This is a genomic window from Rhodovulum viride, from assembly GCF_003265965.1.
In the GTDB taxonomy this organism is placed as follows: Bacteria; Pseudomonadota; Alphaproteobacteria; order Rhodobacterales; family Rhodobacteraceae; genus Rhodovulum; species Rhodovulum kholense.
Genome location: NZ_MUAV01000021.1, coordinates 31,002 through 53,289, shown reverse-complemented (window position 1 = coordinate 53,289; position 22,288 = coordinate 31,002). Strand labels below are relative to the sequence as shown.

Genomic DNA, 22,288 nt, shown 5'->3' with positions numbered 1-22,288 from the left:
GCAGAGGGATCGCAGGCCGCCCCATCCGGAAACGCACCACGTTTCCGGGGACCGGTCCTGCCAACGCTTACGCGGCGGGTGCTTCGGCGGGCAGGATCTTTTCGGGGGCCATGCCGCGCCTAGCCGCGCTTTCAAGGACGGCTTCGCGCATCGCGGGACTGTTCGACAGCAGCTTGCGGAACCGCGCCTCGTCGAGGACCAGAAGCGTCGAGGGGGCGATGGCCCGCACCTCGGCCCGGCGCGGCCTGCGGGTCAGGATCGCCATCTGCCCGAACATCTCGCCCCGGCCAAGCCGCGCGATCTGGCCCGCCATCTCCATCTCGACCGCGCCGCTGGCGATGAAGAAGACCGAACGCGCGGGCATCTCCTTGCGGAAGATCACCTCACCCGGATCGGCATGGCGGGTCACCAGAGCGCGCACCAGCCGCCGCAGCACCGCTTCGTCGAGCCCCGCGAAGAGCGGGAAGCGCCGGACCAGATCGGCCTTGCTCATGGCAAGATCCAGCCGCGGGCGCTCTTCGGCCGCGGCGCGGCGACGGTCGATCTCCTGCATCAGCACCGCGAACAGCTCGGCCCCGATCAGCCCGTCCTCGCGCAGCGACCGGTATTCGCGTTCCTCCAGCCGCAGCGCGGTGCGACGGATGAAGCGGCGCTCCAGTTCCTCGGCATAGCCCGGGAATTGCAGCCTCAGCCCGTCCAGCGCGGTTTCCAGCGCCTCGTCGCGCCGTTCCAGAAGTTCCTGCAACAGGTCCGCCACCCGGCGTCCGTGGATGCGCCGGATGCGCGCCTCGATGAACCCGCCCAGATCGCGCAGCACCAGCCGCTGGATCAGCAGGTCCTCGAACCGGTCGGCGGTCAGCCGCGCCAGCGGACCTGCGATGCGCAGCCGGTTGTTCAGCACCACCGCCAGCCGGAAGGCGCGGCTGTAGCCGGTGCTGGCCTTCGAGGCGGTGCGATAGCCTGACCGCCCGCCGGTGCGCGCGCCCTCGATCAGTCGGTCGGCATTCGACAGCATCCGTTCGGCAAGCCCGAGCGGGATGGTGCGGTCGCGAATGCGGTTCAGGATGGCGTCCCGTTCGGCCCCGGCAAGCGCCACCAGCCCCAGCGTCACGCGGTCCCGATCAAGGATCTCGGCATCCGCATCGGCGGTCTTCACCGCCTCGTCCAGCCGCTCGCCGAAGCGCTTGGCCTCGGAGCGCACGATGTCGTGCGAGAGATCATAGGTTTCGGTGGTGCGGGCGACGTCCTCGCGCACCGTCTGCAGCGCGACCGCCACCACCTGGTTGGACAGCGCCCGGTCGATGGGCGACAGCCGGTCGAGCCCCAGAAGCCGGATCACCGGCCGCAATGTCGTCCCCTGCACGAGCAGGGTGAACAGCGTGAACCCGGTCGCAAGGATACCGACCACGCGCTTGACCTCGACCGGGACATGGACGCTTTCGGTCACCGCCAGCGCCAGCGCCAGCGTGACCGCGCCGCGCAGACCGCCCCAGAGGATCGCCACGCGATAGGGCCGCTCGACCATGGGCGAAAGCCGCAGCAGGGTCAGAAGCGGCAAGAGCCCGAAGAGGATCACGACCCGCGCCGCGATGGCCGCCACGGCCACGGCGGCGACAAGGCCCAGATCGTCCAGCCGCACCTCTTCCATCAGGCGCGGGATCAGCAGTGCGGCCAGCACGAAGATCAGCGCCCCGGCCCAATGCGCCAGCAGGTCCCAGACTTCGCGCAGGTTCGTCATCGCCGAGGGCGCCAGCCGCCCCGGCCCCATCAGGTTCAGCGTCAGCCCCGCCGCCACCACGGCGATCACGCCCGAGGCGCCGACGCTGCGCTCGGCGAGGATATAGGCCAGATAGGGCAGCGCCACCGACAGCGAGATCTGCGCCAGCTCGAACCGCTGGAACAGCGTCATCGTCCATATCGCCACCCGCGCGCAGATCCAGCCGGTGACGGCCCCGCCCGCGATCAGCATCGGAAAGCGCCCCAGCGCCGAGGAAAAGGCGGGGTCGGGCACGTTATCCATGACAAAGCTCATGAACAGACCAAAGAGCGCGATGGCGGCGGCGTCGTTCAGGAGGCTTTCGCCCTCGATGATGCGGGCAAGACGCCGCGGCGCCGAGATCGACCGGAAGATGCCCACCACGGCCGACGGATCCGTGGTCGAGACGATGGCCCCGATCAGCAGGCAGACGGTGATCGGCCAGGGGCTTGCCCAGGCCAGCGCGTAGCCCACCGACAGCGTCGCGACCACGACCGCGACCACCGCCAGCATCAGGATCGGCACCCAGTCGTCCAGCATGCGGCGCAGGTTCATCCCCAGCGTGACCTGGAAAAGCAGCATCGGCAGGAAAACGTAAAGAAAGACGTTCGACCGGATCGGCAGGTTGAGGATCGCCTCGGCCACCGGATTGAGCGCATCGGTCAGGTCGGTCCGCAGGAAGAAGATGGCGCCCGCGCCGATCATCATCCCCAGAACCGCCAGGATCACCGCATAGGGCAGCCTCAGCCGCGCGGCCAGCGGTTCCGCTGCGGCGATGACCACGAAAAGGCAGGCGGTAATGGTGGTGAGAACGACAATGTCCATGGCTCTGAGATAGGCGAAAGCGACAGGGGGGGAAGCGCCGCACGGAAAACCCGTGTGCTCCGCGCTGGGTCAGGGCGCCGCGGAGGACAGGCTACCGCGCCGGGGACGCGACGATCAGGGGGCTCAGGCCAGAAGCGAACAGATCCGCCGCACGCCCAGTTCGTAGCCCTCGATCCCGCAGCCGGCGATGACGCCATCGGCCCGCAGCGAGACATAGGACCGGTGGCGGAAGGCTTCGCGCTTGTGAACGTTCGAGATATGCACCTCGATCACCGGCCCCTCGAAGGCGTTCAGCGCATCGAGGATCGCGACCGAGGTATGGGTGAAGGCCGCCGGGTTGATGACGATGGCGCAGGCGGTCTGCCGCGCCTCGTGAATCCAGTCGACGATCTGCCCTTCGTGGTTCGACTGCCGCAGCGTGACGGAGAACCCCTTTTCCCCGGCCACCCGGGCGCAGGCGGTCTCGACATCGGCCAACGTCTCGCGACCATAGATCTCGGGCTCGCGCTGCCCAAGCAGGTTCAGGTTCGGACCGTTCAGGATGTGGATCGTCTTCATGGGTGGCTCCCGAAACCGCGCCTGTTCTTTCTAGCGCGGACGGGCGCGGCCGGAAAGGCCGCCCCGCCCGGTCCGGCTTGAGGGCTCAGGTATTGAAGAGGAAATGCATCACGTCGCCATCCTGGACGACATAGCCCTTGCCTTCGGCGCGCATCTTGCCCGCGTCCTTGGCCCCCTGCTCGCCGCCATGGGCGATGAAATCGTCAAAGGCAATGGTCTCGGCCCGGATGAAGCCGCGCTCGAAATCGCCATGGATGACGCCCGCGGCCTTGGGCGCCGAGGTGCCCAGCGGAATGGTCCAGGCGCGGGCCTCCTTGGGGCCCACGGTGAAATAGGTCTCGAGCCCCAGAAGCCCGTAGCCCGCCTTGATCAGCCGGTCGAGGCCTGCTTCCTCCAGCCCAAGCTCTTCCAGAAAGACCTCGGACTCCTCGGGATCGAGCTGGCTGATCTCTTCCTCGATCTTGGCCGAGATCACGACGCTGGCCGCGCCCTCCGTCTCGGCCATGGCCGCCACGGCGGCCGAGAAGGCATTGCCGGACGCGGCCTCTTCCTCGGCGACGTTGCAGACATACAGCACGGGCTTGGCGGTCAGAAGCTGCAGCATGCCCCAGGCCCTGGCATCGTCCTCGGCCACCGCGACGGTGCGGGCGGGACGGCCCGCGTTGAGGGCGTCGAGCGCGGCTTTCAGAAGACGCTCCTGCTGGATGGCGTCCTTGTCGCCGCCCCGGACCTTGCGGACGAGCCCCTGCAGACGCTTCTCGATCGATTCCATGTCGGCGATCATCAGCTCGGTCTCGATCACCTCGGCATCGGCGACCGGATCGACCCGGCCCTCGACATGGGTGACGTCGCCATCCTCGAAGCAGCGCAGCACATGGGCGATGGCGTCGCATTCGCGGATATTGGCCAGGAACTGGTTGCCGAGCCCCTCGCCCTTGGAGGCGCCCTTCACCAGCCCCGCAATGTCGACGAAGGTCATCCGGGTCGGGATGATCTGTTTCGACCCCGCGATCTCCGCCAGCTTGTCGAGACGCGGATCGGGAACGGCAACCTCGCCCACATTGGGCTCGATGGTGCAGAACGGGAAATTCGCCGCCTGCGCCGCTGCGGTGCGGGTCAGCGCGTTGAAAAGGGTCGATTTGCCCACGTTCGGCAGGCCGACGATGCCGGTCTTGAAGCCCATGATCCCGTCTCTCCTGGCTTGGGTGCGCGGGCATGTAGGGGGCGCGGACCCCGCCCGTCAAGCGTCCCCGTCGGGCCGGGTCGTCCCGCCGGCCGGTTTGTCCGGCCCAATCGCCGCCCGGGGGCCCTCGCCAACGGCCGGACCCGGGCGCAATTCTTCGCAGAAGAATTGGGGCCCGCCCAAACCGGCCCGCCCCCAATCGCCCTCAGTCCGGGGTCGCGCGCGTCACGAGGCCAGCCACCCCGTCCCAGGCGCCGGGAGACAGCGCGATCCCGAGAACCCGGTCCGGGTTCGTGGGCGGCGGCATCTCGACCGCGTCGAGCTTGGTGAACCCGAACCGCGCGTAATAGGGCGCGTCCCCCACCAGCATCACCCGGTCCACCCCCAGCGCCTCGGCCCGCGCCAGCGAGTCGCGTATGAGAAGCGCCCCGAGCCCCTCGCCCTGGCGCGTCGGGTGCACCGCGACCGGCCCCAGCAGCAGCGCCCCGGCCGCACCGATCCGGATCGGCCAGTAGCGGATCGCCGCCGCCAGGATGCCGGCCTCGTCCCGCGCGGTCAGGCACAGCGCCGCGACTGGCGGCACCCCGTCCCGCAGCCGGTAGGACGACAGCGCCGTGCGCCCCGGCGCGAAACAGAGGTCGTAAAGCGCCTCGACGTCCCACCAGTCCTCGGCCGTTTCTTCCGCCACCCGGTTCACCGCGCTCTCCCTTGTTGCTGGAACCGGCCCTAGCACGAGGTTATGCCGGGGGAAATGCCCGAGAGGACCGCCATGTTCTACCGCCCCGAGGCCGGTCACGGCCTGCCGCACAACCCGTTCGGCGCCATCGTCGCCCCCCGGCCCATCGGCTGGATCTCGACCCGCGACGGCGCGGGACGGGACAACCTCGCGCCCTATTCCTTCTTCAATGCCGTGGCCTACGAACCGCCCCAGGTGATGTTCGCCTCGACTTCGGCCAAGCCGGATCGCGACGGCACCAAGGACAGCGTGGCCAATATCCGCGACACTGGAGTCTTTTGCGTCATGATCGTCGAGGAGGCCGCTACCGATGCGATGAACGCGACCTCGGCCCCCGCCCCGCGCGAGACCGACGAATTCGCCCTCGCCGGGATCGCCCGCGCCCCTTGCGAGACCATCGCCTGTTCGCGGGTGGCCGGAGCACCGGCCGCGCTGGAATGTCGGCTGACCCGGATCGTCACGCTGCCGGGGGCGGCCAATTTCGCCGTCTTCGGCGAGGTCACCGGCATCCATCTGCGCGACGACTGCCTGGTCGACGGCCGCTTCGAGGTCACCCGGTTCCGGCCGCTCGCCCGGCTCGGCTATCGCGATTATGCCGTGGTGCGCGACACCTTCGAGCTGAAGCGCCCCGGCGACTGAGACCAAGACCAATCGGCCGAAGCCGCCACCCGCGGAATTAATGGACATGCGGCCTTGGCGCCGTTTCCATTCCGGGACGGGACGCTTAAAAGGGGCGCCGGCATGCCAGATCCAAAAAGAGGGACGGATGACATGGAACGAATGATCGCGGTGATCGGCGGCTCGGGCGTCTACGACATCGACGGGCTTGAGGACGCGCGCTGGCAGGCGGTGGACACCCCCTGGGGCAAACCCTCGGACGAGATCCTGACCGGCACGCTCGACGGGATGAAGATGGCCTTCCTGCCGCGCCATGGCCGCGGCCACGTGCATTCGCCGACCTCCGTGCCCTACCGCGCCAATATCGACGCGCTGAAACGGATCGGCGCCACCGATGTCGTCTCGGTCTCGGCCTGCGGCTCGTTCCGCGAGGATTTCGCCCCGGGCGAATTCGTCGTGGTCGACCAGTTCGTCGACCGCACCATCGCCCGCGAGAAAAGCTTCTTCGGCGAAGGCTGCGTGGCCCATGTCAGCATGGCGCATCCGACCTGCGCCCGGCTGTCGGCCGCCTGCCTGCAGGCCGCGCGCGACGAGGGCATCACCGTGCATAGCGGCGGCACCTATCTGGCGATGGAAGGCCCGCAATTCTCGACGCTCGCCGAGTCGAAGCTTTATCGCGAGAACTGGGGCTGCGACGTGATCGGCATGACCAACATGCCCGAGGCCAAGCTCGCCCGCGAGGCCGAGCTTTGCTATGCCTCGATCGCGATGGTCACCGATTACGATTGCTGGCATCCCGACCATGACGCGGTCGAGGTGGCCGATATCGTCAAGACCCTGATCGGCAACGCCGAAAAGGCGCGCGGCATGGTCAGCCGCCTGCCCCGGCTGCTGGGCGCGCACAAGCCCTGCGACAAGGGCTGCGACACTGCGCTGGAATACGCGCTGATCACCGCCCCAGAGAAACGCGACCCGGCGCTGCTGGCCCGGCTCGACGCCGTCGCGGGCCGCGTGCTCGGCCGCTAAGCCGAAAACGACCCTGACGCCCGGCCTGCACGGCCGGGCGTTCGCACAAGAACAAGCGCCCCAATCAGGCCGCTGCGCTCAGCAGAAGCGCCGTCAGATAGACGCCATAGCCGGCCACCAGACCCCCGCCCTCGGCCCGCGTGATCCGCCCGCCGGTCCAGGCCACGACGATCAGCCCGGCCGTGGCCGCCAGCATCACCCAGACATCGAACCCGGCGATCCGCCCGGCCACCTCCAGCGGCTGCACCAGGGCGGTCACGCCAAGGATGCCCAGAAGGTTGAAGATGTTGCTGCCGATGACATTGCCGATGGCAACACCGCTTTCGCCGCGCCGCGCCGCCATCAGCGAGGTGACAAGCTCGGGCATCGACGTGCCGATGGCGACCACGGTCAACCCGATCACCGCCTCGGACAAGCCAGCCGCGGCGGCAAGCCCCACCGCCCCCGCTACCAGAAGTTTGGCCCCGGCCAGCGTCAGCCCCAGCCCGAGCGCCATGACCGGCAGGGCCAGCCCCGGTCGGTCGAGCGGGCCGAGCGTCTCTGCCTCGGCCTCGTAAACCGCCCCGGCCGCGGTCGCGGACCGCCGCTCCTGCCAGATGGTGACGGCAAGATAGGCCACCAGCAGCGTCAGCCCCGCCGCACCGCTGCCGCGCCCCAGCGCGCCGCCCAGCATGGCCAGCACGGCAAGGCCGGTCGCAAGCGCCAGCGCGCCGCCGTCGCGCCGCAGGGCGGCCGGACAGACCTGCATCGGCCGCACCAGCGCCGCCAGCCCGAGGATAAGAAGGATGTTGCCGATATTGCTGCCGACGACATTGCCAAGGGCGATGTCGGGCGCGCCGGTCAGCGCCGCCTGCAGGCTCGTCACCAGTTCGGGCGTCGAGGTGCCGAACCCGACGAAGGTCAGCCCGATGATCATCGGCGACACGCCAAAGCGCCGGGCCAGCGCGACCGCGCCGCGCACCAGAAGCTCGCCGCCCGCGATCAGCGCCGCGAGCCCGGCCAGAACCAGGACGATATCCAAGGGAAAACTCCAAGGCCCCGACCCCGCCGGCCGCGCCCGGACCCGGGGCGCGGCGAGGCCGACCTAGGATGGCGCCGCGTCCCCTTCAAGGGGCGCGAGGCGCGGCCTTGCGGTCTTTGGCGCCGCACCGCTACTTTCGCGGCTCGGAACCGTTCTCGCGCACGAATTTCCGGATGAAGGCCCGGATCTCGCGCGCCGCACTGGTATCGAGCGCCTTGCAGAGCGCGACAAATTCCTCGCGCTCGTCCTTGTCCAGCCGCAACACCAGCTGACTGTCCTTCTTGCCGCCCTTCTTCCCCATCCGGACCTCACGCCGCCATTGATTTTTGCCTAGGCGATGTATATACATTTTCCATTAACCTCAAGCGGGCATGGGTCCACAAGAGAAAAAGGAAGGGATCGGGAAAATGAATCTTCATGTCGCGCAGACCCTGTTGACGCGGGACCGGATGGACTGGCGCAAACCGCATCTCAGCTGGATTTCCGACCGGTTCTACCGCTATTTCATGACCTCGCGCAGCTGATCCGTCGCAGCCGACCCGCCGCTTGCGTCAAACCACGCCCTTGCGGGGGGCAAGGCCTTGCGCCAGAACCGGGGCCCGAAGGATCTGAAGCAGAGGGCCCCCGGGATGATCGCCAGCAGCAGCGTCAAGGACTACATCCGCACCATCGTCGATTTCCCCCATGAGGGGATCATGTTTCGCGACGTGACCACGCTTTTCGCCGATCCGCGCGGGTTTCGGATGGCCATCGACCAGTTGTTGAACCCCTATGCCGGGGCGCAGATCGACAAGGTGGTGGGGCTCGAGGCACGCGGCTTCATCCTTGGCGGCGCCATCGCTCACCAGCTTTCCAAGGGCTTCGTGCCGATCCGCAAGAAGGGCAAGCTTCCGGCTGCGACCATCGCCGAGGAATACAAGCTCGAATATGGCGAGGCCGTGGTCGAGATCCATGACGACGCGCTCGCTCCGGGCGAAAAGGTGCTGATCGTCGACGATCTCCTGGCCACCGGCGGGACCTGCGAGGCGGGCATCAAGCTGTGCGAACGGCTTGGCGCCGAGGTGATCGGTTGCGCCTTCATCGTCGACCTGCCCGATCTTGGCGGCCGCAAGCGGCTGGAAGAGATGGGGATGGACGTGCATACGCTCTGCGCCTACGAGGGCGCCTGACGACAGCGCCGGGGGCGTTGCCCCCGGACCCCCAGGGTATTTCTGCCAAGAAGAAACGAACGTCCGCTTCTTCTTGGCGAAAATACCCACGACGCGACCGCGCCGTCCGCGCCCGAGATCAGGATGGGGCCCGCAGCACCGCCCCCGGGTTCATGATCCCGGCGGGGTCGAGCGCAGCCTTGATCGCCCGCATCGCCGCCAGCCGCGCCGGGTCGCCGTAGCGTTCCAGATCCTCGACCTTCATCCGCCCGATCCCATGCTCGGCGCTGACCGAGCCATCGAAGGAGGCCACCAGATCGTGAATGCAGCGCTTGATGGCGCTGCGGCGGGGCTCATGATCGGCCCGGGTCTCGCCCGGCATCGGGAAAACGTTGTAATGCAGGTTGCCGTCGCCCAGATGGCCGAAGCAGTTGATCCGGAAGCGGCCGATCCGGGCCAGCGCGGGTCCGGCCGCGGCGATGAAGTCGGGGATCGCGGAAAGCGGCACCGAGATGTCGTGGGACGAGATTGCCCCGATCCGCCGGTTGGCCAGCGGGATCGATTCGCGCACCATCCAGAAATCGTGCCGCTGCGCCTCGGACTGCGCCACCAGACCATCCGAGACCAGCCCCGCCTCGAAGGCCTCGGCAAAAAGGTCCTCGAGCGCCGCGGCCGGGTCCTGCCCGGCACCGAGCCCGAGGTCGATCAGCACTGTCCAGTCCGGCGGATCGGCGAAGGGACGGCGCAGGTCGGGCAGGGTCTCGGCGATGAAGTCGAACCCGGCACGGTGGATCAGCTCGAAGGCCGAGATCCCCTCGCCCACCCGGTCCCGTGCCATGGCCAGCAGCGCCAGCGCCGCCGCCGGATCGCGCACCGCCAGAAGCGCCGCGCCCGTTCTCGCAGGCCGGGGCGCCAGTTTCAGCGCTGCCGCGGTGATCAGCCCCAGCGTGCCTTCGGCCCCGATCAGAAGATGCCGCAGGTCGTAGCCGGTATTGTCCTTCCGGAGCCGCTTGAGCCCCTTCAGGATCGACCCGTCGGGCAGCACCGCCTCGATCCCGAGGCAGAGATCGCGCGCATTGCCATGGCGCAGGACGTTGACGCCGCCCGCATTGGTCGACAAAAGCCCGCCGATGCGCGCCGAGCCCTCGGAGGCCAGAGACAGCGGAAACAGCCGCCCCGCCGCCTCGGCCGCGTCCTGCACCTCGGTCAGGATGCAGCCCGCCTCGGCCACCAGCACATTCTCGTCGGCATGGACCGCGCGAATGGCCCGCATCCGTTCCAGCGTGACGATTACCGGGGCGGGGCCCGCTTCCAGGATCTGCCCGCCGACAAGACCGGTCCCGCCGCCATAGGGCACGATGCCGACCCGCGCGGTGGCGCAGGCGCGCACGATCTCGGCCGCCTCCTCGACCCGCCCCGGCGCCAGCAACAACCCTCCCTGCCCCCGGAACCGGCCACGCGGCTCTTCCAGATAGGCGGGCGTCAACTCGCAGAAGACGGCGGCGGGCAGGCGAGTGCGCAGGTCGGCGGCAAAGGCGTCGGTGACAGGGTTCAGCATGGGCATTCCTTTCCCCACCGGTGAAGCATGGCGGGCCGCCCGCTGGCAAGCCGGTCGGACAGGGTTGGACAGATCGGGCGGAGAGCTCAGTCGGAGAGGAGCTCCAGCACCACGACCGTCGGACGGGACGGCAGCGTGCGAAGCGACAGCTCGAGCGACGAATCCCCCGGCCGGGTCACCGCGAACTCGTCCGCCATGCCGGCCAGAAAGCGGTCGAGCGTCCGGGGGCCGAACCAGTGCATCGGGATCACCACCGAGCTTTTCAGCCGGGTCAGCACCGCGATCATCGAGGGCAGGTCCAGCGTCAGCCGCCCGTCGACCGGCGCCATCACCACGTCGAGTCGCCCGAGCGCCGCGAATTGCGCCTCGTCCGGGATGTGGTGCAGGTGGCCCAGATGCCCGATGCAAAGCCCCGCCACCTCGAAGACGAAGATCGAGTTGCCGTTGGGGTGGACCGCCGCACTGTCATAGCCGCGAATGTCGGTCGGCACGTTGCGCACAAGCATCTCGCCCAGATCGAGGTGATGATCGGCCGCGACCCCGTCCCTGGCCCAGCCCCGCAGCACATGGGGAATGGCCGGATCGGGAAAGGATGTGAAATGGGTTTCGTGGGCGTTGTTCATGGTCACCACGTCGGGCGTGACCGGCATCGGGCCGAGATAGCCGGTATAATCGGTCGCCGCGACCAGACCGCCCGGGGTTTCGAGCAGAAAGGTCGCGTGATCGACGAAGGTCAGCCGAACCGTGTTCTCGGCGAGCGGCGTGCCGAAGGACGCGCGGTGCAGGTAGGCGATGCCGGGGTCCGCATCGGCGATGGCGATGCAATGGCTGAGCCGCCGTCCATCGGCAGCGGCGGACGAGGCGGTCAGGACCGCAAGCAGGATCAGGCAGGATCGCAGCATGGATGGCACCTCCCGCCCCGAAGATAGCGCCCGGTCCGCGCCGGTCACGCCCGGGCGGTTCGATTCACGCAGCATCAATGCAAGCATGGCTATCTGCGCCCAGGCCCGGACAGCACGTCAGGGTCCTGGCGCAGAGGGTTCTCATGCAACTGCCGAAACTCACTCCCCCCGCCGACCCGCATGTCGTGCAGGATTTCTTCGTTCCGGTCTTCTGGGGCATCACCGATGCCGACGAGATCGCCGCCTTCGCCCGGGCGATGGCCAAGCGCATGGCGGGCGGCGTCCATTTCGCCGACAATTTCCTCAGCTGGGGGCGCAACAACTCGATGTTCGACGACCAGCCCTTCATGACCGCCTGGCAGGGCAATCTGGGCGATCACGCGATCGACCAGGCGACGGTCTGGCGGCGGTATATCCTGGCCTGCGCGGGCTATCACGCGGTCCAGCTCGAGGGCGACTTCGTCGAATGCGGCTGTTATCGCGGCACCGCGGTCAAGGTCGTGGTCGACTATCTGGGCGGGCCGGAATTCCCTCGCCAGTTCTGGGCTTACGATCTTTTCGAACATGATGACAGCGACCCGCATCACGCGATGCCGGAACACGGGCCGGACCTGCACGCCCGGGTGCAGGCGCGGTTCGCGGGCTATCCGACGGTGCGGATCGTGCGCGGCCGCATCCCCGATGTCCTGCGGACCGAGGCGCCGCAGAAGATTTCCTACCTACATCTCGACCTCAACCAGGTCGGAGCGGAACTTGCCGCGCTGGAAATGCTGTTCGACCGGGTGGTGCCGGGCGGCATCGTCATTCTTGACGATTACGAATGGTCGATGGGCTACCGTGCGCAGAAGCTGGCCGAGGACCCGTGGTTCGACGCCCGCAACTATCGGGTCTTCCCGCTGCCGACCGGACAGGGGCTGGTGCTGAAACGCTAGGCCCTGCGCCGGACGGCCTCAGGCCAGACCGGTCTCGGTCCGGCCGCGCCGGTCGCGGCGCAGGTTCGAATAGAGCACGTGATTGCGCCAGCGTCCGTTGATCTGCAGATAGCTCTGGGCCACGCCTTCGTATTTGAAGCCGCATTTTTCCAGAACCCCGCGCGAGGCGGCATTCTCGGGCAGGCAGGCGGCCTCGATCCGGCTCAGATCCTTGTGGGTGAAGGCGTATTGCACCAGAGCCTCGATCGCCTCGCGCATGTAGCCGTGGCGGGCATGGCATTCGCCGATCCAGTAGCCGAGCGTGCCCGATTGCGACGGGCCGCGGCGGATGTTGTCAAGCGTGATCGCCCCCAGCAGCGCGTCGTCCGAGTGGCGGAACAGGAAAAGCGGCACCGCCGAGCCGGTGCCCAGCGCCCGCTGTGCCCAGTAGACCCGGTTGGTGAAGGCCTTGCGCGACAGATGGTCGGGCGACCAGGTCGGTTCCCAGGGGGTGAGGAACCCCATGCTCTCGGCCCTGAGCATCGCCCAAGGCCGGAAATCGGCATGAACCGGGGGGCGCAGGGTCATTCGCTCGGTCTCGATCCGGACCTTGCGCCTGAACCCCAGCATCAGGCGGCGAGCCTGCCTTGCAGCGCGTCAAGCGCCGGTGCCCCCGAGACGGGGCCGTAAAGGGCCAGCGCCGGGCGGGCGGTTCCGGCCAGCCGGGCCGCGAACTCGCGCACATCGCCGGTGGTGACCGCGTCGATATTGGCGACCGTCTCCTCGACCCCGGGCACGCGGTCCCAGATCGAGACCAGCCGCGCCAGCCGTTCGGCCCGGTTGGACGGGCTTTCCAGCCCCATCAGAAGCCCCGCCTTCATCTGCACCCGGGCGCGCGCCACCTCGGCCGGCGTCATGTCCTGGGCGGCGCGGGCCAGCTCGGCCATGGTCAGCTCGGCCATCGGTCCGACCTGTTCGGCGCTGGTGCCCGCGTAAAGCGTCAGCATCCCGGTATCGGCATAGGCGCCGGTCTGGGCGAAGACGGTATAGCAGAGCCCGCGTTTCTCGCGCAGTTCCTGGAACAGCCGCGAGGACATGCCGCCCCCCAGCGCGGTCGAGAAGACCTGCGCGGTATAGATGCCCGGGTCGCGATAGCCGGGGCATTCGAAGGCCAGCGCCATATGCGCCTGTTCCAGCGGCTTGATCTCGCGCCGCTCGCCGCTGGCGAAACGCGCGGGGTCCAGCTGGCCGCGCGCGGCGGGCGTCTGTCCCGAGAAAAGCGCCTCGGCCAGGCGCACGATCTCGGCGTGATCGACCGCACCCGCGGCGGCCAGGATCATCCGGTCGGGCGTGTAATGCGTGCCGATGAAACGGAAAAGATCCTCGCGGGTGAAGCCTCGCACCCGCTCGGCCGGGCCGAGGATCGACCGGCCCAGCGCCTGATCGGGATAGGCGACCTCTTGCAGCCAGTCGAAGATCACGTCGTCGGGGGTGTCGAGCACCTGCCCGATTTCCTGCAGGATCACCCCGCGTTCGACCTCGATCTCTTCTTCGGCGAAAAGCGGGTTCACCAGGATGTCGGCCAGCACGTCCAGCGCCAGCGGCACGTCGGCCTCCAGCACCCGGGCGTAATAGGCGGTCATCTCGCGCGAGGTATAGGCATTGATATAGCCGCCCACATCCTCGATCGCTTCGGCGATCTGCAGGGTCGTGCGCTTCTCGGTGCCCTTGAAGGCCATGTGTTCAAGGAAATGCGCGATGCCGTTTTCCTCGGGCCGCTCGTCGCGCCCCCCGGCCATGATCCAGATCCCGATGGCCGCGGATTGCAGACCGGGCATCCGCTCGGTCACGATACGAAATCCGTTCGGCAGCCTGTGCAGCTCGACGCTCAACGCTTGCGCCTTTCATTGATGAGGGCTTCGAGGGCGGCAAGGTCGTTCTCGACCGGGCTCACCCGTTCCGGCCGGTCATACAGATCGGCCATCGATTTTGGAAGGGGCGGCCGCGCGCCGGTGGCGGCCTCGACCGCATCGGGGAATTTCGCCGGATGCGCCGTGGCCAGCGTCACCATCGGCGCGGCCGAGGCGGGCTGGTCGGCCGCGACCTTCACGCCCACTGCCGTATGCGGGCAGATCGTCAGCCCCGTCGCGGCAAAGGTCGCGCGGATCGTGTCTGTCGTCTCGGCCTCGGACGCACGGCCCGAGGCAAAGGTCTCGCGCAGGAATTCCAGCGCGCCCTGGCTGATGGCAAAGCCGCCCTTGGATTTCAGGTCCTCCATCTGCCCGGCCACGGCCGCACCGTCGCGGCCATAGGCCTCGAACAAGGCGCGCTCGAAGTTCGAGGACACCTGAATGTCCATCGACGGGCTGATCGAGGGCGCAACGCCCTTCGTTTCATAGGCCCCGCCGGTCAGCGCCCGGTGCAGGATGTCGTTCTGGTTGGTGGCGATCACCAGCTTCTCGACGGGCAGGCCCATGCGCTGCGCGATATAGCCCGCGAAGATGTCGCCGAAATTGCCCGTGGGCACGGTGAAGCGGACCGGGCGGTGCGGCGCGCCGAGGCTGACCGCCGCGGTGAAGTAGTAGACGACCTGGGCCAGCACCCGCGCCCAGTTGATCGAGTTGACGCCGGCAAGCCCGACCGCGTCGCGGAACTCGAAATGGTTGAACATGTCCTTCAGCCGCGCCTGGCAATCGTCGAAATCGCCCTTCAGCGCCAGCGCATGCACGTTGTCCTCGGCGGGGGTCGTCATCTGGCGCCGCTGCACCTCGGAAACCCGGCCCTCGGGGAAGAGGATGAAGACATCGACATTGCTCAGCCCGCGGAAGGCCTCGATCGCGGCCGAGCCGGTATCACCGCTGGTCGCCCCGACGATGGTCACCCGTTGCCCAGACCGTTCCAGCGCGGCCTGGAAGAGCTGGCCGATCAGCTGCATCGCGAAGTCCTTGAACGCGAGCGTGGGGCCGTGGAACAGTTCAAGCAGGAAGTGGTTCGGGCCGATCTGGGCCAGCGGCGCGCGGGCGGCGTGGTTGAAGCCGGCATAGGCGCGGGCGATGATCGCCTCGAATTCTGCGTCGGTGAACGTATCGCCCACGAAGGGGCGCATCACCCGGAACGCGGCCTCTTCATAAGAAAGCCCCGCAAGTGCGGCGATGGCCCCGGGCGTCATCGTCGGCACGGTCTCGGGCACATAGAGCCCGCCGTCACGGGCCAGCCCGGTCAGCATCGCTTCTTCGAAATTCAGGACCGGGGCCTGCCCCCGGGTCGACACATAGCGCATTGACTGCTCTTTCCCTCAACCTGACGCGTGATACGCCAGACGCCGGGCCATGTCACCCCGCGGCGCGGCCCCGGGAAGCGACACAAAGTGACGGTCGCACGGCAGACAGCTACAGCGCGGACAGGCCGCAAGCCGGGCGACACTGCGGCAAACTGAGGTCTGTGGTACCGGTGCGATTGCCCCTAAACAAGAAATCCGACGCTGCGGGAGCGCGCAGCGTCGGACTCTTGATGGGTCTGGCCCGGCTTCAGCCGGCCCCCAAAGGCCCATGTGGAGCGACATGGACCAATTCCCCGGTTCCCTGACGTGGCGCCTTGCGCCATCGTTGCGGTGGATCGCGCCTGGATCGCGTCTCACCGTTGCATCTTGAGATCAGAGAAACATATTGGGCGGGGCGGCACAAGCGAAACCTGCGACATTCTGCCGCTTTTTCCAAAGCCCGATCCGCGCCAGCTCAGGAGACCTCATGCAACACCCCCCGTTCCGCCCTTTCGAGACCGCGCTGGACCGCGACCGGGCGCTGATGCTTTTGCAGGCGGCGACGCTTGGGGCCGATGACGGCGAGCTTTTTCTGGAACGGCGCCGGTCGGAGGTTTTAAGCTTCGACGACGGGCGGCTCAGGACGGCCAGTTACGATGCCTCCGAGGGATTCGGCCTGCGCGCCGTCCGGGGCGAGGCAGCGGGCTATGCCCATTCCACCGAAATCTCCGAAGCCGCGCTGAAACGCGCGGTCGAGACGGCGCGGCTGGCGGTGGGCGACGGCGGCGCCACGCTGGCGCTGGGGCCGCAGCCGACCAACCGGCGGCTTTACACCGATGCCGACCCGCTGGCCGAGGCACCCTTCGCGCTGAAGATCGACACGCTTCGCGAAATCGACGCCTTCGCCCGGGCGCTCGATCCGCGCGTGGTGCAGGTGACGGCCTCGGTCGCGGCCTCGCTGCAGGAGGTGGCGATCCTGCGGCCCGACGGGCGGTTGCTGTCCGACATCCGGCCGATGACCCGGCTCAATGTCTCGGTGATCGTCGAAGAGAACGGCCATCGCGAATCGGGCAGCCATGGCGGCGGCGGCCGCACCGGGCTGGCCGGGCTGATCGACCGCACCTCGTGGGAGGCTTCGGCGCGCGAGGCGCTGCGCGTCGCGCTGGTCAATCTGGGCGCAGAGCCCGCCCCCGCCGGAACCATGGATGTGGTGCTGGGGCCGGGCTGGCCGGGCATCCTGCTGCACGAGGCGGTGGGCCACGGGCTCGAGGGCGACTTCAACCGCAAGGGCAGTTCGGCCTTTGCCGGGCTGATGGGCCAGCAGGTGGCGGCGAAGGGCGTGACCGTCCTTGACGACGGCACGATCCCCGACCGGCGCGGCTCGATCAGTTTCGACGACGAGGGCACGCCCTCGAACCGCACCGTGCTGATCGAGGACGGCGTGCTGGTGGGCTACATGCAGGACCGTCAGAACGCCCGGCTGATGGGGGTCGCGCCCACCGGCAACGGGCGGCGCGAAAGCTATGCCCATCCGCCGATGCCGCGGATGACGAATACCTGCATGCTGGGCGGCGATGCCGCGCCCTCCGACATCCTGGCCGATCTGAAGGACGGGATCTATGCGGTCGGCTTCGGCGGCGGGCAGGTCGACATCACCAACGGCAAGTTCGTCTTCAGCTGCACCGAGGCCTATCGGGTGAAGAACGGCAAGGTCGGCGCCCCGGTCAAGGGCGCCACGCTGATCGGCGACGGCCCCACCGCGATGAAGCAGATTCGCGCCATCGGCAACGACATGGCGCTGGACCCGGGAATCGGCAACTGCGGCAAGGCCGGACAATGGGTGCCGGTGGGTGTCGGCCAGCCGACCCTGCTGATCGGCGGGCTGACCGTGGGCGGCGCCGGGGCCTGAGGCGGCATTTCCCCAGTGCATTAAGGGCTTGCCGCCGTGTCGGGCGCGCGGGCCGGACATCAGATAGGAAGACTTCGCGTAAAAGGTGAAATTCTCGATTCCGTTCACCTTGTATTAACCCATTCCGATGCACATTGGCCTCACGGATGAGCGGAGCTGCGAAACGTGGAGATTGTTTCTTCCTACCACCCCCTCGCACCACCCACCCGGGAAGACTCCCTGGTTACGTGGCTTCGTCTCATCCGGTCGCGCCGTGTCGGCGCGACCACTTTTTTCAGGCTGATCGACGATCATGGCAGCGCCGCGGCGGCGCTGGAGGCCCTGCCGCGGATCGCCGAGGAAGCGGGCGTCGAGGACTACGCGCCCTGCACCGAAGAGACCGCCCGGGCCGAGATCGCCCGCGCCCGCAAGGCTGGAGCCGTGGCCGTGCTGCATGGCAGCCCCGCCTACCCCCCCGCCCTTCTGGACCTGCCCGACGCGCCGCCCGTGCTCTGGGCGCTGGGTCACACAGAGCTGCTGCACCGGCCGATGGTGGCGCTGGTCGGCGCCCGCAACGCCTCGTCGCTGGGGCTGCGCATGGCCCGACGGCTGGCCGAGGGACTGGCCGGGGCGGGCTATGTCATCGTCTCGGGGCTTGCGCGCGGGATCGACCGCGCCGCCCATATCGCCGCCCTCGAAACCGGCACCATCGCCGTACAGGCCGGCGGGATCGACGTGCCCTACCCGGTCGAGAATACCGGGCTTGCCAACGAAATCGCGCAATTCGGCCTGCGGCTGTCCGAACAGCCCCCCGGGCTCGACCCGCAGGCACGGCATTTTCCGCAGCGCAACCGCATCATCTCGGGCCTCGCCCGCGCCGTCGTCGTGGTCGAGGCCGCGTCGCGCTCGGGCAGCCTGATCACCGCCCGATCCGCGCTCGATCAGGGCCGCGACGTGCTGGCGGTGCCCGGCCATCCCTTCGATGCCCGCGCCTCGGGCTGCAACATGCTGATTCGGGACGGCGCCGTACTGGTGCGTCATCCCGACGATGTGCTCGAGGCGCTTGGCCCCGCCCCTTCCCTGACCGAGGCACGGCAGCCCGAGGCCCCCGCGCCGCGGGCGAGGCCACGGGTGACCGAGGTGCCCGAAACTCCCGCCGCCCACTCTCGCGTACCCGCCGACCCGGCCGTGCTGCATGCCCGCATCCTCGACCGGCTCGGCCCCTCGCCCTTGGCCGAAGACCAGCTGATCCGCGATCTCGGCCTTCCTGCGGGCGCCGTGGCACCCGAACTGGTCACGCTGGAACTCGACGGCCGGATCGCCCGCGCGCCCGGCGGGCTTCTGTCGCGCACCCGCTGAACGGCCCGTCACAGCCCCGATCCGATCTGACGCAGCGGGACCTCAACCCAAGAGCGAATCCCGCCCGTCATCCAGCCGTGCATTGACATTCGCGGCCTCCCCCCCACATCTTGCGCCGCCAAGGCACCCGTCCCCCGAGTCGAGAGAAATCCATGCCCGTCGTCGTCGTCGAGTCCCCGGCCAAAGCCAAGACAATCAACAAATATCTGGGCTCCGACTACACGGTTCTCGCGTCCTATGGCCATGTCCGCGACCTGCCGCCCAAGGACGGATCGGTCGATCCCGAGCACGGATTCGAGATGACCTGGGAGGTCGCCTCGGACAGCAAGAAGCACGTGAAGGCCATCGCCGACGCGCTGAAGGAAGACAATGCGCTGATCCTCGCCACCGACCCCGATCGCGAGGGCGAGGCGATTTCCTGGCACCTTGAGGAAACCCTGCGCGCCCGCCGGGCGATCAAGAAGGACACGCCGGTCAGCCGCGTCGTCTTCAACGCCATCACCAAATCGGCGGTGACCGAGGCGATGAAGAACCCGCGCACCGTCGACGAGCCGCTGGTCCATGCCTATCTGGCGCGCCGCGCGCTGGATTATCTTGTGGGCTTCAACCTGTCGCCAGTCCTGTGGCGCAAGCTTCCGGGCGCGAAATCGGCGGGTCGGGTCCAGTCGGTCTGCCTGCGGCTGATCGTCGAGCGCGAGATGGAGATCGAAGCCTTCCGCGCCCGCGAATACTGGACGGTCACGGCGGTGCTGGAAACGCCCCGCGGCCAAAGCTACGAGGCGCGGCTGGTCACGCTGGGCGGCCAGAAGCTCGACAAGTTCGACCTTGCCACCGCGACCGATGCCGAACTGGCGGTCAAGGCCATCGAAAGCCGCGACTTCACCGTCGCCTCGGTCGAGGCCAAGCCCGCGACCCGCAATCCCGCGCCGCCCTTCATGACCTCGACGCTGCAGCAGGAAGCCAGCCGCAAGTTCGGCTTTGGCGCGCGCCAGACGATGCAGGCGGCACAGCGGCTTTATGAGGCGGGCATCATCACCTACATGCGGACCGACGGGATCGACATGGCGCCCGAGGCGGTGATGGCCGCGCGCGACGCGATCAAGGACCGCTACGGCGCGGACTACGTGCCGAAATCGCCGCGGATGTACAAGAACAAGGCCAAGAACGCGCAGGAAGCGCATGAATGCATCCGGCCGACCGAGATGACCCGCGATCCGTCCAAGCTGAAGGTGACGGATGACGATCAGCGAAAGCTGTACGATCTGATCTGGAAGCGCACCATCGCCAGCCAGATGGAAGCCGCGCGGCTGGAACGCACCACCGTCGAGGTGGAAAGCGCCGACCATCAGGTCGCGCTGCGTGCCACCGGCCAGGTGGTGATGTTCGACGGATTCCTCAAGGTCTATGAAGAGGGCCGCGACGACGTCGAGGATGGCGACGACAAGCGCCTGCCGCAGATCATGCAGGGCGAGCCCGCGCGCAAGGACAAGATCACGCCCGAACAGCACTTCACCCAGCCGCCGCCGCGCTACACCGAGGCGACGCTGGTCAAGCGGATGGAAGAGCTAGGCATCGGCCGGCCCTCGACCTATGCCTCGATCGTCACCACGATCCAGGATCGCGGCTATGTGCTGAAGGACAAGAACCGCCTGGTCCCCGAGGACAAGGGGCGGCTGGTGACGGCCTTCCTGTCGAACTATTTCAGCCGCTATGTGGGCTACGAATTCACCGCCAATCTGGAGGATGAACTCGACGACGTCTCGGCCGGCGCGCGCGACTATCACGAGGTGCTGGACCGGTTCTGGAAGGATTTCTCGGCCGCCATCGCCGAAACCGCCGACCTGCGCATCTCCGAGGTTCTGGAAAAGATCGACGAGGTTCTGGCGCCGCATCTTTACCCGCCGCGCGAGGACGGGTCCGACCCGCGCATCTGCCCCAAATGCGGGGCGGGGCGGCTGAACCTCAAGACCGCGCGGTCGGGCGGCGCCTTCATCGGCTGCACGAACTATCCCGACTGCCGCTATACCCGCTCGCTTTCGGCGGTGAATGGCGATGACGGGTCCGAGCTTGACGGCAAGGTGCTGGGCCATGACGGCGAGGACGAGATCAGCCTGCGCATCGGCCGTTTCGGCCCCTATGTGCAGCGCGGCGAGGCCACCGAAGAGGTGCCGAAACCGCCGCGCGCCAGCCTGCCCAAGGGCTGGAAACCCGAAGAGATCGACCTCGACAAGGCGCTGATGCTGTTGAGCCTGCCGCGCGAGATCGGGCCGCATCCCGAGGATGGCGAGACCGTCGAGGCCGGGATCGGGCGCTATGGCCCCTTCGTCAAGCATGGCAAGAAATACGCCAACCTGCCCGATGTCGAGGAAGTCTTCACCATCGGCATGAACCGCGCGGTCGAGGTGCTGGCCCAGAAGAAGACCCGGGGCGGCGGCACGGCCGCGAAGCCGCTGCGCCAGCTTGGCGAACATCCGGAAAAAGGCGGTGCCATCGACGTGATGGCCGGGCGGTACGGGCCTTATGTCAAATGGGAAAAGGTCAACGCGACCCTGCCCAAGGATGTGGAACCAGGCGATGTGACGCTGGAACAGGCGGTCGAGCTGATCGACGCGAAGGCCGCCAAGGGCGGCAAGACCAAGGCCAAGGCGGCCCCCGCCAAGACGGCGAAGGCGCCCAAGGCTGCGGGCAAGACAGCCAGGAAGGCGACCGCCAAGACCGCAAAGCCCACTGCGCGCACGAAATCGACCAAGGCGGCGGAATAGCCGCCGACCGTCCACGCGCGCCACCCGCTCTTACGCTACGTCAGCGCGCGATCCGGTGAGCGGAGTTGATTGGCAAGTCCGCGCGCCGCGCCCCAGTTTGCCCGGGATAAGAACCCGGAGCAGGCCAGGGGGCATTCCATGACAGACCGGACATTTTCGCGCCGCGCGGCGCTTGTGACGCTGGGCGCCGGACTGGGGGCGCCCGCGCTTCTGAGGGCCGAACCCGCGCCGATGGCCCGCCGCAATATCTCGAGCTTTGCGCGGCAGGACTGGCGCGACCATTTCGACCGGCTCGGCAAGGCGGTGATCGTGGCCGATACCAGCTCACGCGCGCTGCATTTCTGGTCCGGGGACGGCACGGACTACCGGATCTACCCGACCTCGGTGCCGATCAGCGAGAACCTGACCAAACGCGGCTATACCGAAGTCTTGCGCAAGAAGGTCGGCCCCGACTGGACCCCGACCCCCTCGATGGTCGAACGCAATCCCGATCTGCACTACATGCCGCCCGGCCCCGGAAACCCGCTTGGGACGCATGCGATGTATCTGTCCTGGCCCGCCTATCTCATTCACGGCACCCACGACACGCGCAAGATCGGCCGCCCGTCCTCGGACGGTTGCATCGGCCTTTACAACGACATGATCGCCGAGCTTTACGACATCACCCCCATAGGCACCCGGGTCCGGATCATCTGATTGGCACCGTGCCGCGAGAGCGCAGTCGATTGACTCCCCCGTGACCGTTCGTCACAACTTCAGCCAGAGGAGCAGAGGGGAG

The 22,288-nt window shown here is 68.0% G+C and carries 19 protein-coding genes; 8 read left to right on the top strand and 11 right to left on the bottom strand.

Annotated elements, in window-relative coordinates; translation table 11 throughout:
- Positions 1–67 precede the first annotated feature (67 nt).
- From BYZ73_RS16025 to BYZ73_RS16010, 4 genes are all read right to left on the bottom strand, one after another.
- Complete coding sequence (locus BYZ73_RS16025) at positions 68–2,581, bottom strand: cation:proton antiporter (protein WP_112316716.1); 2,514 nt, start codon at positions 2,579–2,581, stop codon at positions 68–70.
- Positions 2,582–2,704: 123 nt separating this feature from the next.
- Complete coding sequence (gene aroQ / locus BYZ73_RS16020) at positions 2,705–3,139, bottom strand: type II 3-dehydroquinate dehydratase (RefSeq protein WP_112316715.1); 435 nt, start codon at positions 3,137–3,139, stop codon at positions 2,705–2,707.
- A gap of 85 nt (positions 3,140–3,224) precedes the next feature.
- Positions 3,225–4,322, bottom strand: a complete 1,098-nt coding sequence (gene ychF, locus BYZ73_RS16015; protein WP_112316714.1) for a redox-regulated ATPase YchF — start codon at positions 4,320–4,322, stop codon at positions 3,225–3,227.
- Between the two features lie 205 nt (positions 4,323–4,527).
- Positions 4,528–5,019: a GNAT family N-acetyltransferase gene (locus BYZ73_RS16010; protein WP_112316713.1), complete on the bottom strand. Its 492-nt coding sequence runs from the start codon at positions 5,017–5,019 to the stop codon at positions 4,528–4,530.
- 72 nt (positions 5,020–5,091) lie between these two features.
- Between BYZ73_RS16010 and BYZ73_RS16005 the strand changes: the two genes are divergently transcribed.
- Both BYZ73_RS16005 and BYZ73_RS16000 read left to right on the top strand, forming a co-directional pair.
- On the top strand, positions 5,092–5,697 hold the full coding sequence (locus BYZ73_RS16005) for a flavin reductase family protein (RefSeq protein ID WP_112316712.1): 606 nt from the start codon (positions 5,092–5,094) through the stop codon (positions 5,695–5,697).
- A 132-nt stretch (positions 5,698–5,829) separates the two neighbouring features.
- Positions 5,830–6,702 (top strand): S-methyl-5'-thioadenosine phosphorylase, encoded by an 873-nt coding sequence (locus BYZ73_RS16000; RefSeq protein ID WP_112316711.1) that lies wholly within the window; start codon positions 5,830–5,832, stop codon positions 6,700–6,702.
- A 64-nt stretch (positions 6,703–6,766) separates the two neighbouring features.
- Here the strand turns inward: BYZ73_RS16000 and BYZ73_RS15995 are convergent, their stop codons facing one another.
- Both BYZ73_RS15995 and BYZ73_RS22830 read right to left on the bottom strand, forming a co-directional pair.
- Positions 6,767–7,723 (bottom strand): calcium/sodium antiporter, encoded by a 957-nt coding sequence (locus tag BYZ73_RS15995; RefSeq protein ID WP_112316710.1) that lies wholly within the window; start codon positions 7,721–7,723, stop codon positions 6,767–6,769.
- A 130-nt stretch (positions 7,724–7,853) separates the two neighbouring features.
- Positions 7,854–8,024, bottom strand: a complete 171-nt coding sequence (locus BYZ73_RS22830; RefSeq protein ID WP_166673685.1) for a hypothetical protein — start codon at positions 8,022–8,024, stop codon at positions 7,854–7,856.
- 328 nt (positions 8,025–8,352) lie between these two features.
- Between BYZ73_RS22830 and BYZ73_RS15990 the strand changes: the two genes are divergently transcribed.
- Positions 8,353–8,892, top strand: a complete 540-nt coding sequence (locus tag BYZ73_RS15990) for an adenine phosphoribosyltransferase (RefSeq protein WP_075786220.1) — start codon at positions 8,353–8,355, stop codon at positions 8,890–8,892.
- 118 nt (positions 8,893–9,010) lie between these two features.
- Here BYZ73_RS15990 and BYZ73_RS15985 read toward each other — a convergent pair whose 3' ends face one another.
- Positions 9,011–10,435, bottom strand: a complete 1,425-nt coding sequence (locus tag BYZ73_RS15985) for an FAD-binding oxidoreductase (protein WP_112316709.1) — start codon at positions 10,433–10,435, stop codon at positions 9,011–9,013.
- An 80-nt stretch (positions 10,436–10,515) separates the two neighbouring features.
- A complete protein-coding gene (locus BYZ73_RS15980; protein ID WP_112316708.1) occupies positions 10,516–11,331 on the bottom strand; it encodes an MBL fold metallo-hydrolase in 816 nt (271 codons plus the stop codon).
- Positions 11,332–11,474: 143 nt separating this feature from the next.
- Between BYZ73_RS15980 and BYZ73_RS15975 the strand changes: the two genes are divergently transcribed.
- Entirely contained in the window at positions 11,475–12,263 is a 789-nt protein-coding gene (locus BYZ73_RS15975) for a TylF/MycF/NovP-related O-methyltransferase (protein WP_220086851.1), read from the top strand.
- 18 nt (positions 12,264–12,281) lie between these two features.
- On the opposite strand, the gene BYZ73_RS15970 is transcribed toward BYZ73_RS15975, so the two are convergent.
- Genes BYZ73_RS15970 through thrC form a run of 3 tightly spaced genes read right to left on the bottom strand, consistent with a single transcriptional unit; the run spans position 12,282 to position 15,522 of the window.
- Positions 12,282–12,872 carry a GNAT family N-acetyltransferase gene (locus BYZ73_RS15970; RefSeq protein ID WP_108024539.1) on the bottom strand — a complete coding sequence of 197 codons (591 nt, stop codon included), beginning with the start codon at positions 12,870–12,872 and terminating at the stop codon, positions 12,282–12,284.
- Entirely contained in the window at positions 12,872–14,134 is a 1,263-nt protein-coding gene (locus BYZ73_RS15965) for a M16 family metallopeptidase (RefSeq protein WP_108024537.1), read from the bottom strand. Before BYZ73_RS15965 ends, BYZ73_RS15970 begins: the two co-directional genes overlap by 1 nt.
- Positions 14,131–15,522: a threonine synthase gene (gene thrC, locus BYZ73_RS15960; RefSeq protein WP_112316706.1), complete on the bottom strand. Its 1,392-nt coding sequence runs from the start codon at positions 15,520–15,522 to the stop codon at positions 14,131–14,133. Before thrC ends, BYZ73_RS15965 begins: the two co-directional genes overlap by 4 nt.
- A 466-nt stretch (positions 15,523–15,988) precedes the next feature.
- On the opposite strand from thrC, the gene tldD reads away from it, so the two are divergent.
- From tldD to BYZ73_RS15940, 4 genes are all read left to right on the top strand, one after another.
- A complete protein-coding gene (tldD, locus tag BYZ73_RS15955; RefSeq protein WP_112316705.1) occupies positions 15,989–17,410 on the top strand; it encodes a metalloprotease TldD in 1,422 nt (473 codons plus the stop codon).
- A gap of 171 nt (positions 17,411–17,581) precedes the next feature.
- Entirely contained in the window at positions 17,582–18,748 is a 1,167-nt protein-coding gene (gene dprA / locus BYZ73_RS15950) for a DNA-processing protein DprA (RefSeq protein ID WP_245943196.1), read from the top strand.
- Between the two features lie 152 nt (positions 18,749–18,900).
- On the top strand, positions 18,901–21,510 hold the full coding sequence (gene topA, locus BYZ73_RS15945) for a type I DNA topoisomerase (protein WP_112316704.1): 2,610 nt from the start codon (positions 18,901–18,903) through the stop codon (positions 21,508–21,510).
- A gap of 138 nt (positions 21,511–21,648) precedes the next feature.
- Positions 21,649–22,206 carry a L,D-transpeptidase gene (locus BYZ73_RS15940; RefSeq protein ID WP_112316703.1) on the top strand — a complete coding sequence of 186 codons (558 nt, stop codon included), beginning with the start codon at positions 21,649–21,651 and terminating at the stop codon, positions 22,204–22,206.
- Positions 22,207–22,288 lie beyond the last annotated feature (82 nt).

What these genes read in the sequence shown, in the direction of transcription:
- BYZ73_RS16025 (WP_112316716.1), bottom strand. Translation starts at nt 2,581, where the DNA reads ATGGACATTGTCGTTCTCACCACCATTACCGCCTGCCTTTTCGTGGTC.
- aroQ (WP_112316715.1), bottom strand. Translation starts at nt 3,139, where the DNA reads ATGAAGACGATCCACATCCTGAACGGTCCGAACCTGAACCTGCTTGGG.
- ychF (WP_112316714.1), bottom strand. Translation starts at nt 4,322, where the DNA reads ATGGGCTTCAAGACCGGCATCGTCGGCCTGCCGAACGTGGGCAAATCG.
- BYZ73_RS16005 (WP_112316712.1), top strand. Translation starts at nt 5,092, where the DNA reads ATGTTCTACCGCCCCGAGGCCGGTCACGGCCTGCCGCACAACCCGTTC.
- BYZ73_RS16000 (WP_112316711.1), top strand. Translation starts at nt 5,830, where the DNA reads ATGGAACGAATGATCGCGGTGATCGGCGGCTCGGGCGTCTACGACATC.
- BYZ73_RS22830 (WP_166673685.1), bottom strand. Translation starts at nt 8,024, where the DNA reads ATGGGGAAGAAGGGCGGCAAGAAGGACAGTCAGCTGGTGTTGCGGCTG.
- BYZ73_RS15990 (WP_075786220.1), top strand. Translation starts at nt 8,353, where the DNA reads ATGATCGCCAGCAGCAGCGTCAAGGACTACATCCGCACCATCGTCGAT.
- BYZ73_RS15985 (WP_112316709.1), bottom strand. Translation starts at nt 10,435, where the DNA reads ATGCCCATGCTGAACCCTGTCACCGACGCCTTTGCCGCCGACCTGCGC.
- BYZ73_RS15980 (WP_112316708.1), bottom strand. Translation starts at nt 11,331, where the DNA reads ATGCTGCGATCCTGCCTGATCCTGCTTGCGGTCCTGACCGCCTCGTCC.
- BYZ73_RS15975 (WP_220086851.1), top strand. Translation starts at nt 11,475, where the DNA reads ATGCAACTGCCGAAACTCACTCCCCCCGCCGACCCGCATGTCGTGCAG.
- BYZ73_RS15970 (WP_108024539.1), bottom strand. Translation starts at nt 12,872, where the DNA reads ATGCTGGGGTTCAGGCGCAAGGTCCGGATCGAGACCGAGCGAATGACC.
- thrC (WP_112316706.1), bottom strand. Translation starts at nt 15,522, where the DNA reads ATGCGCTATGTGTCGACCCGGGGGCAGGCCCCGGTCCTGAATTTCGAA.
- tldD (WP_112316705.1), top strand. Translation starts at nt 15,989, where the DNA reads ATGCAACACCCCCCGTTCCGCCCTTTCGAGACCGCGCTGGACCGCGAC.
- topA (WP_112316704.1), top strand. Translation starts at nt 18,901, where the DNA reads ATGCCCGTCGTCGTCGTCGAGTCCCCGGCCAAAGCCAAGACAATCAAC.
- BYZ73_RS15940 (WP_112316703.1), top strand. Translation starts at nt 21,649, where the DNA reads ATGACAGACCGGACATTTTCGCGCCGCGCGGCGCTTGTGACGCTGGGC.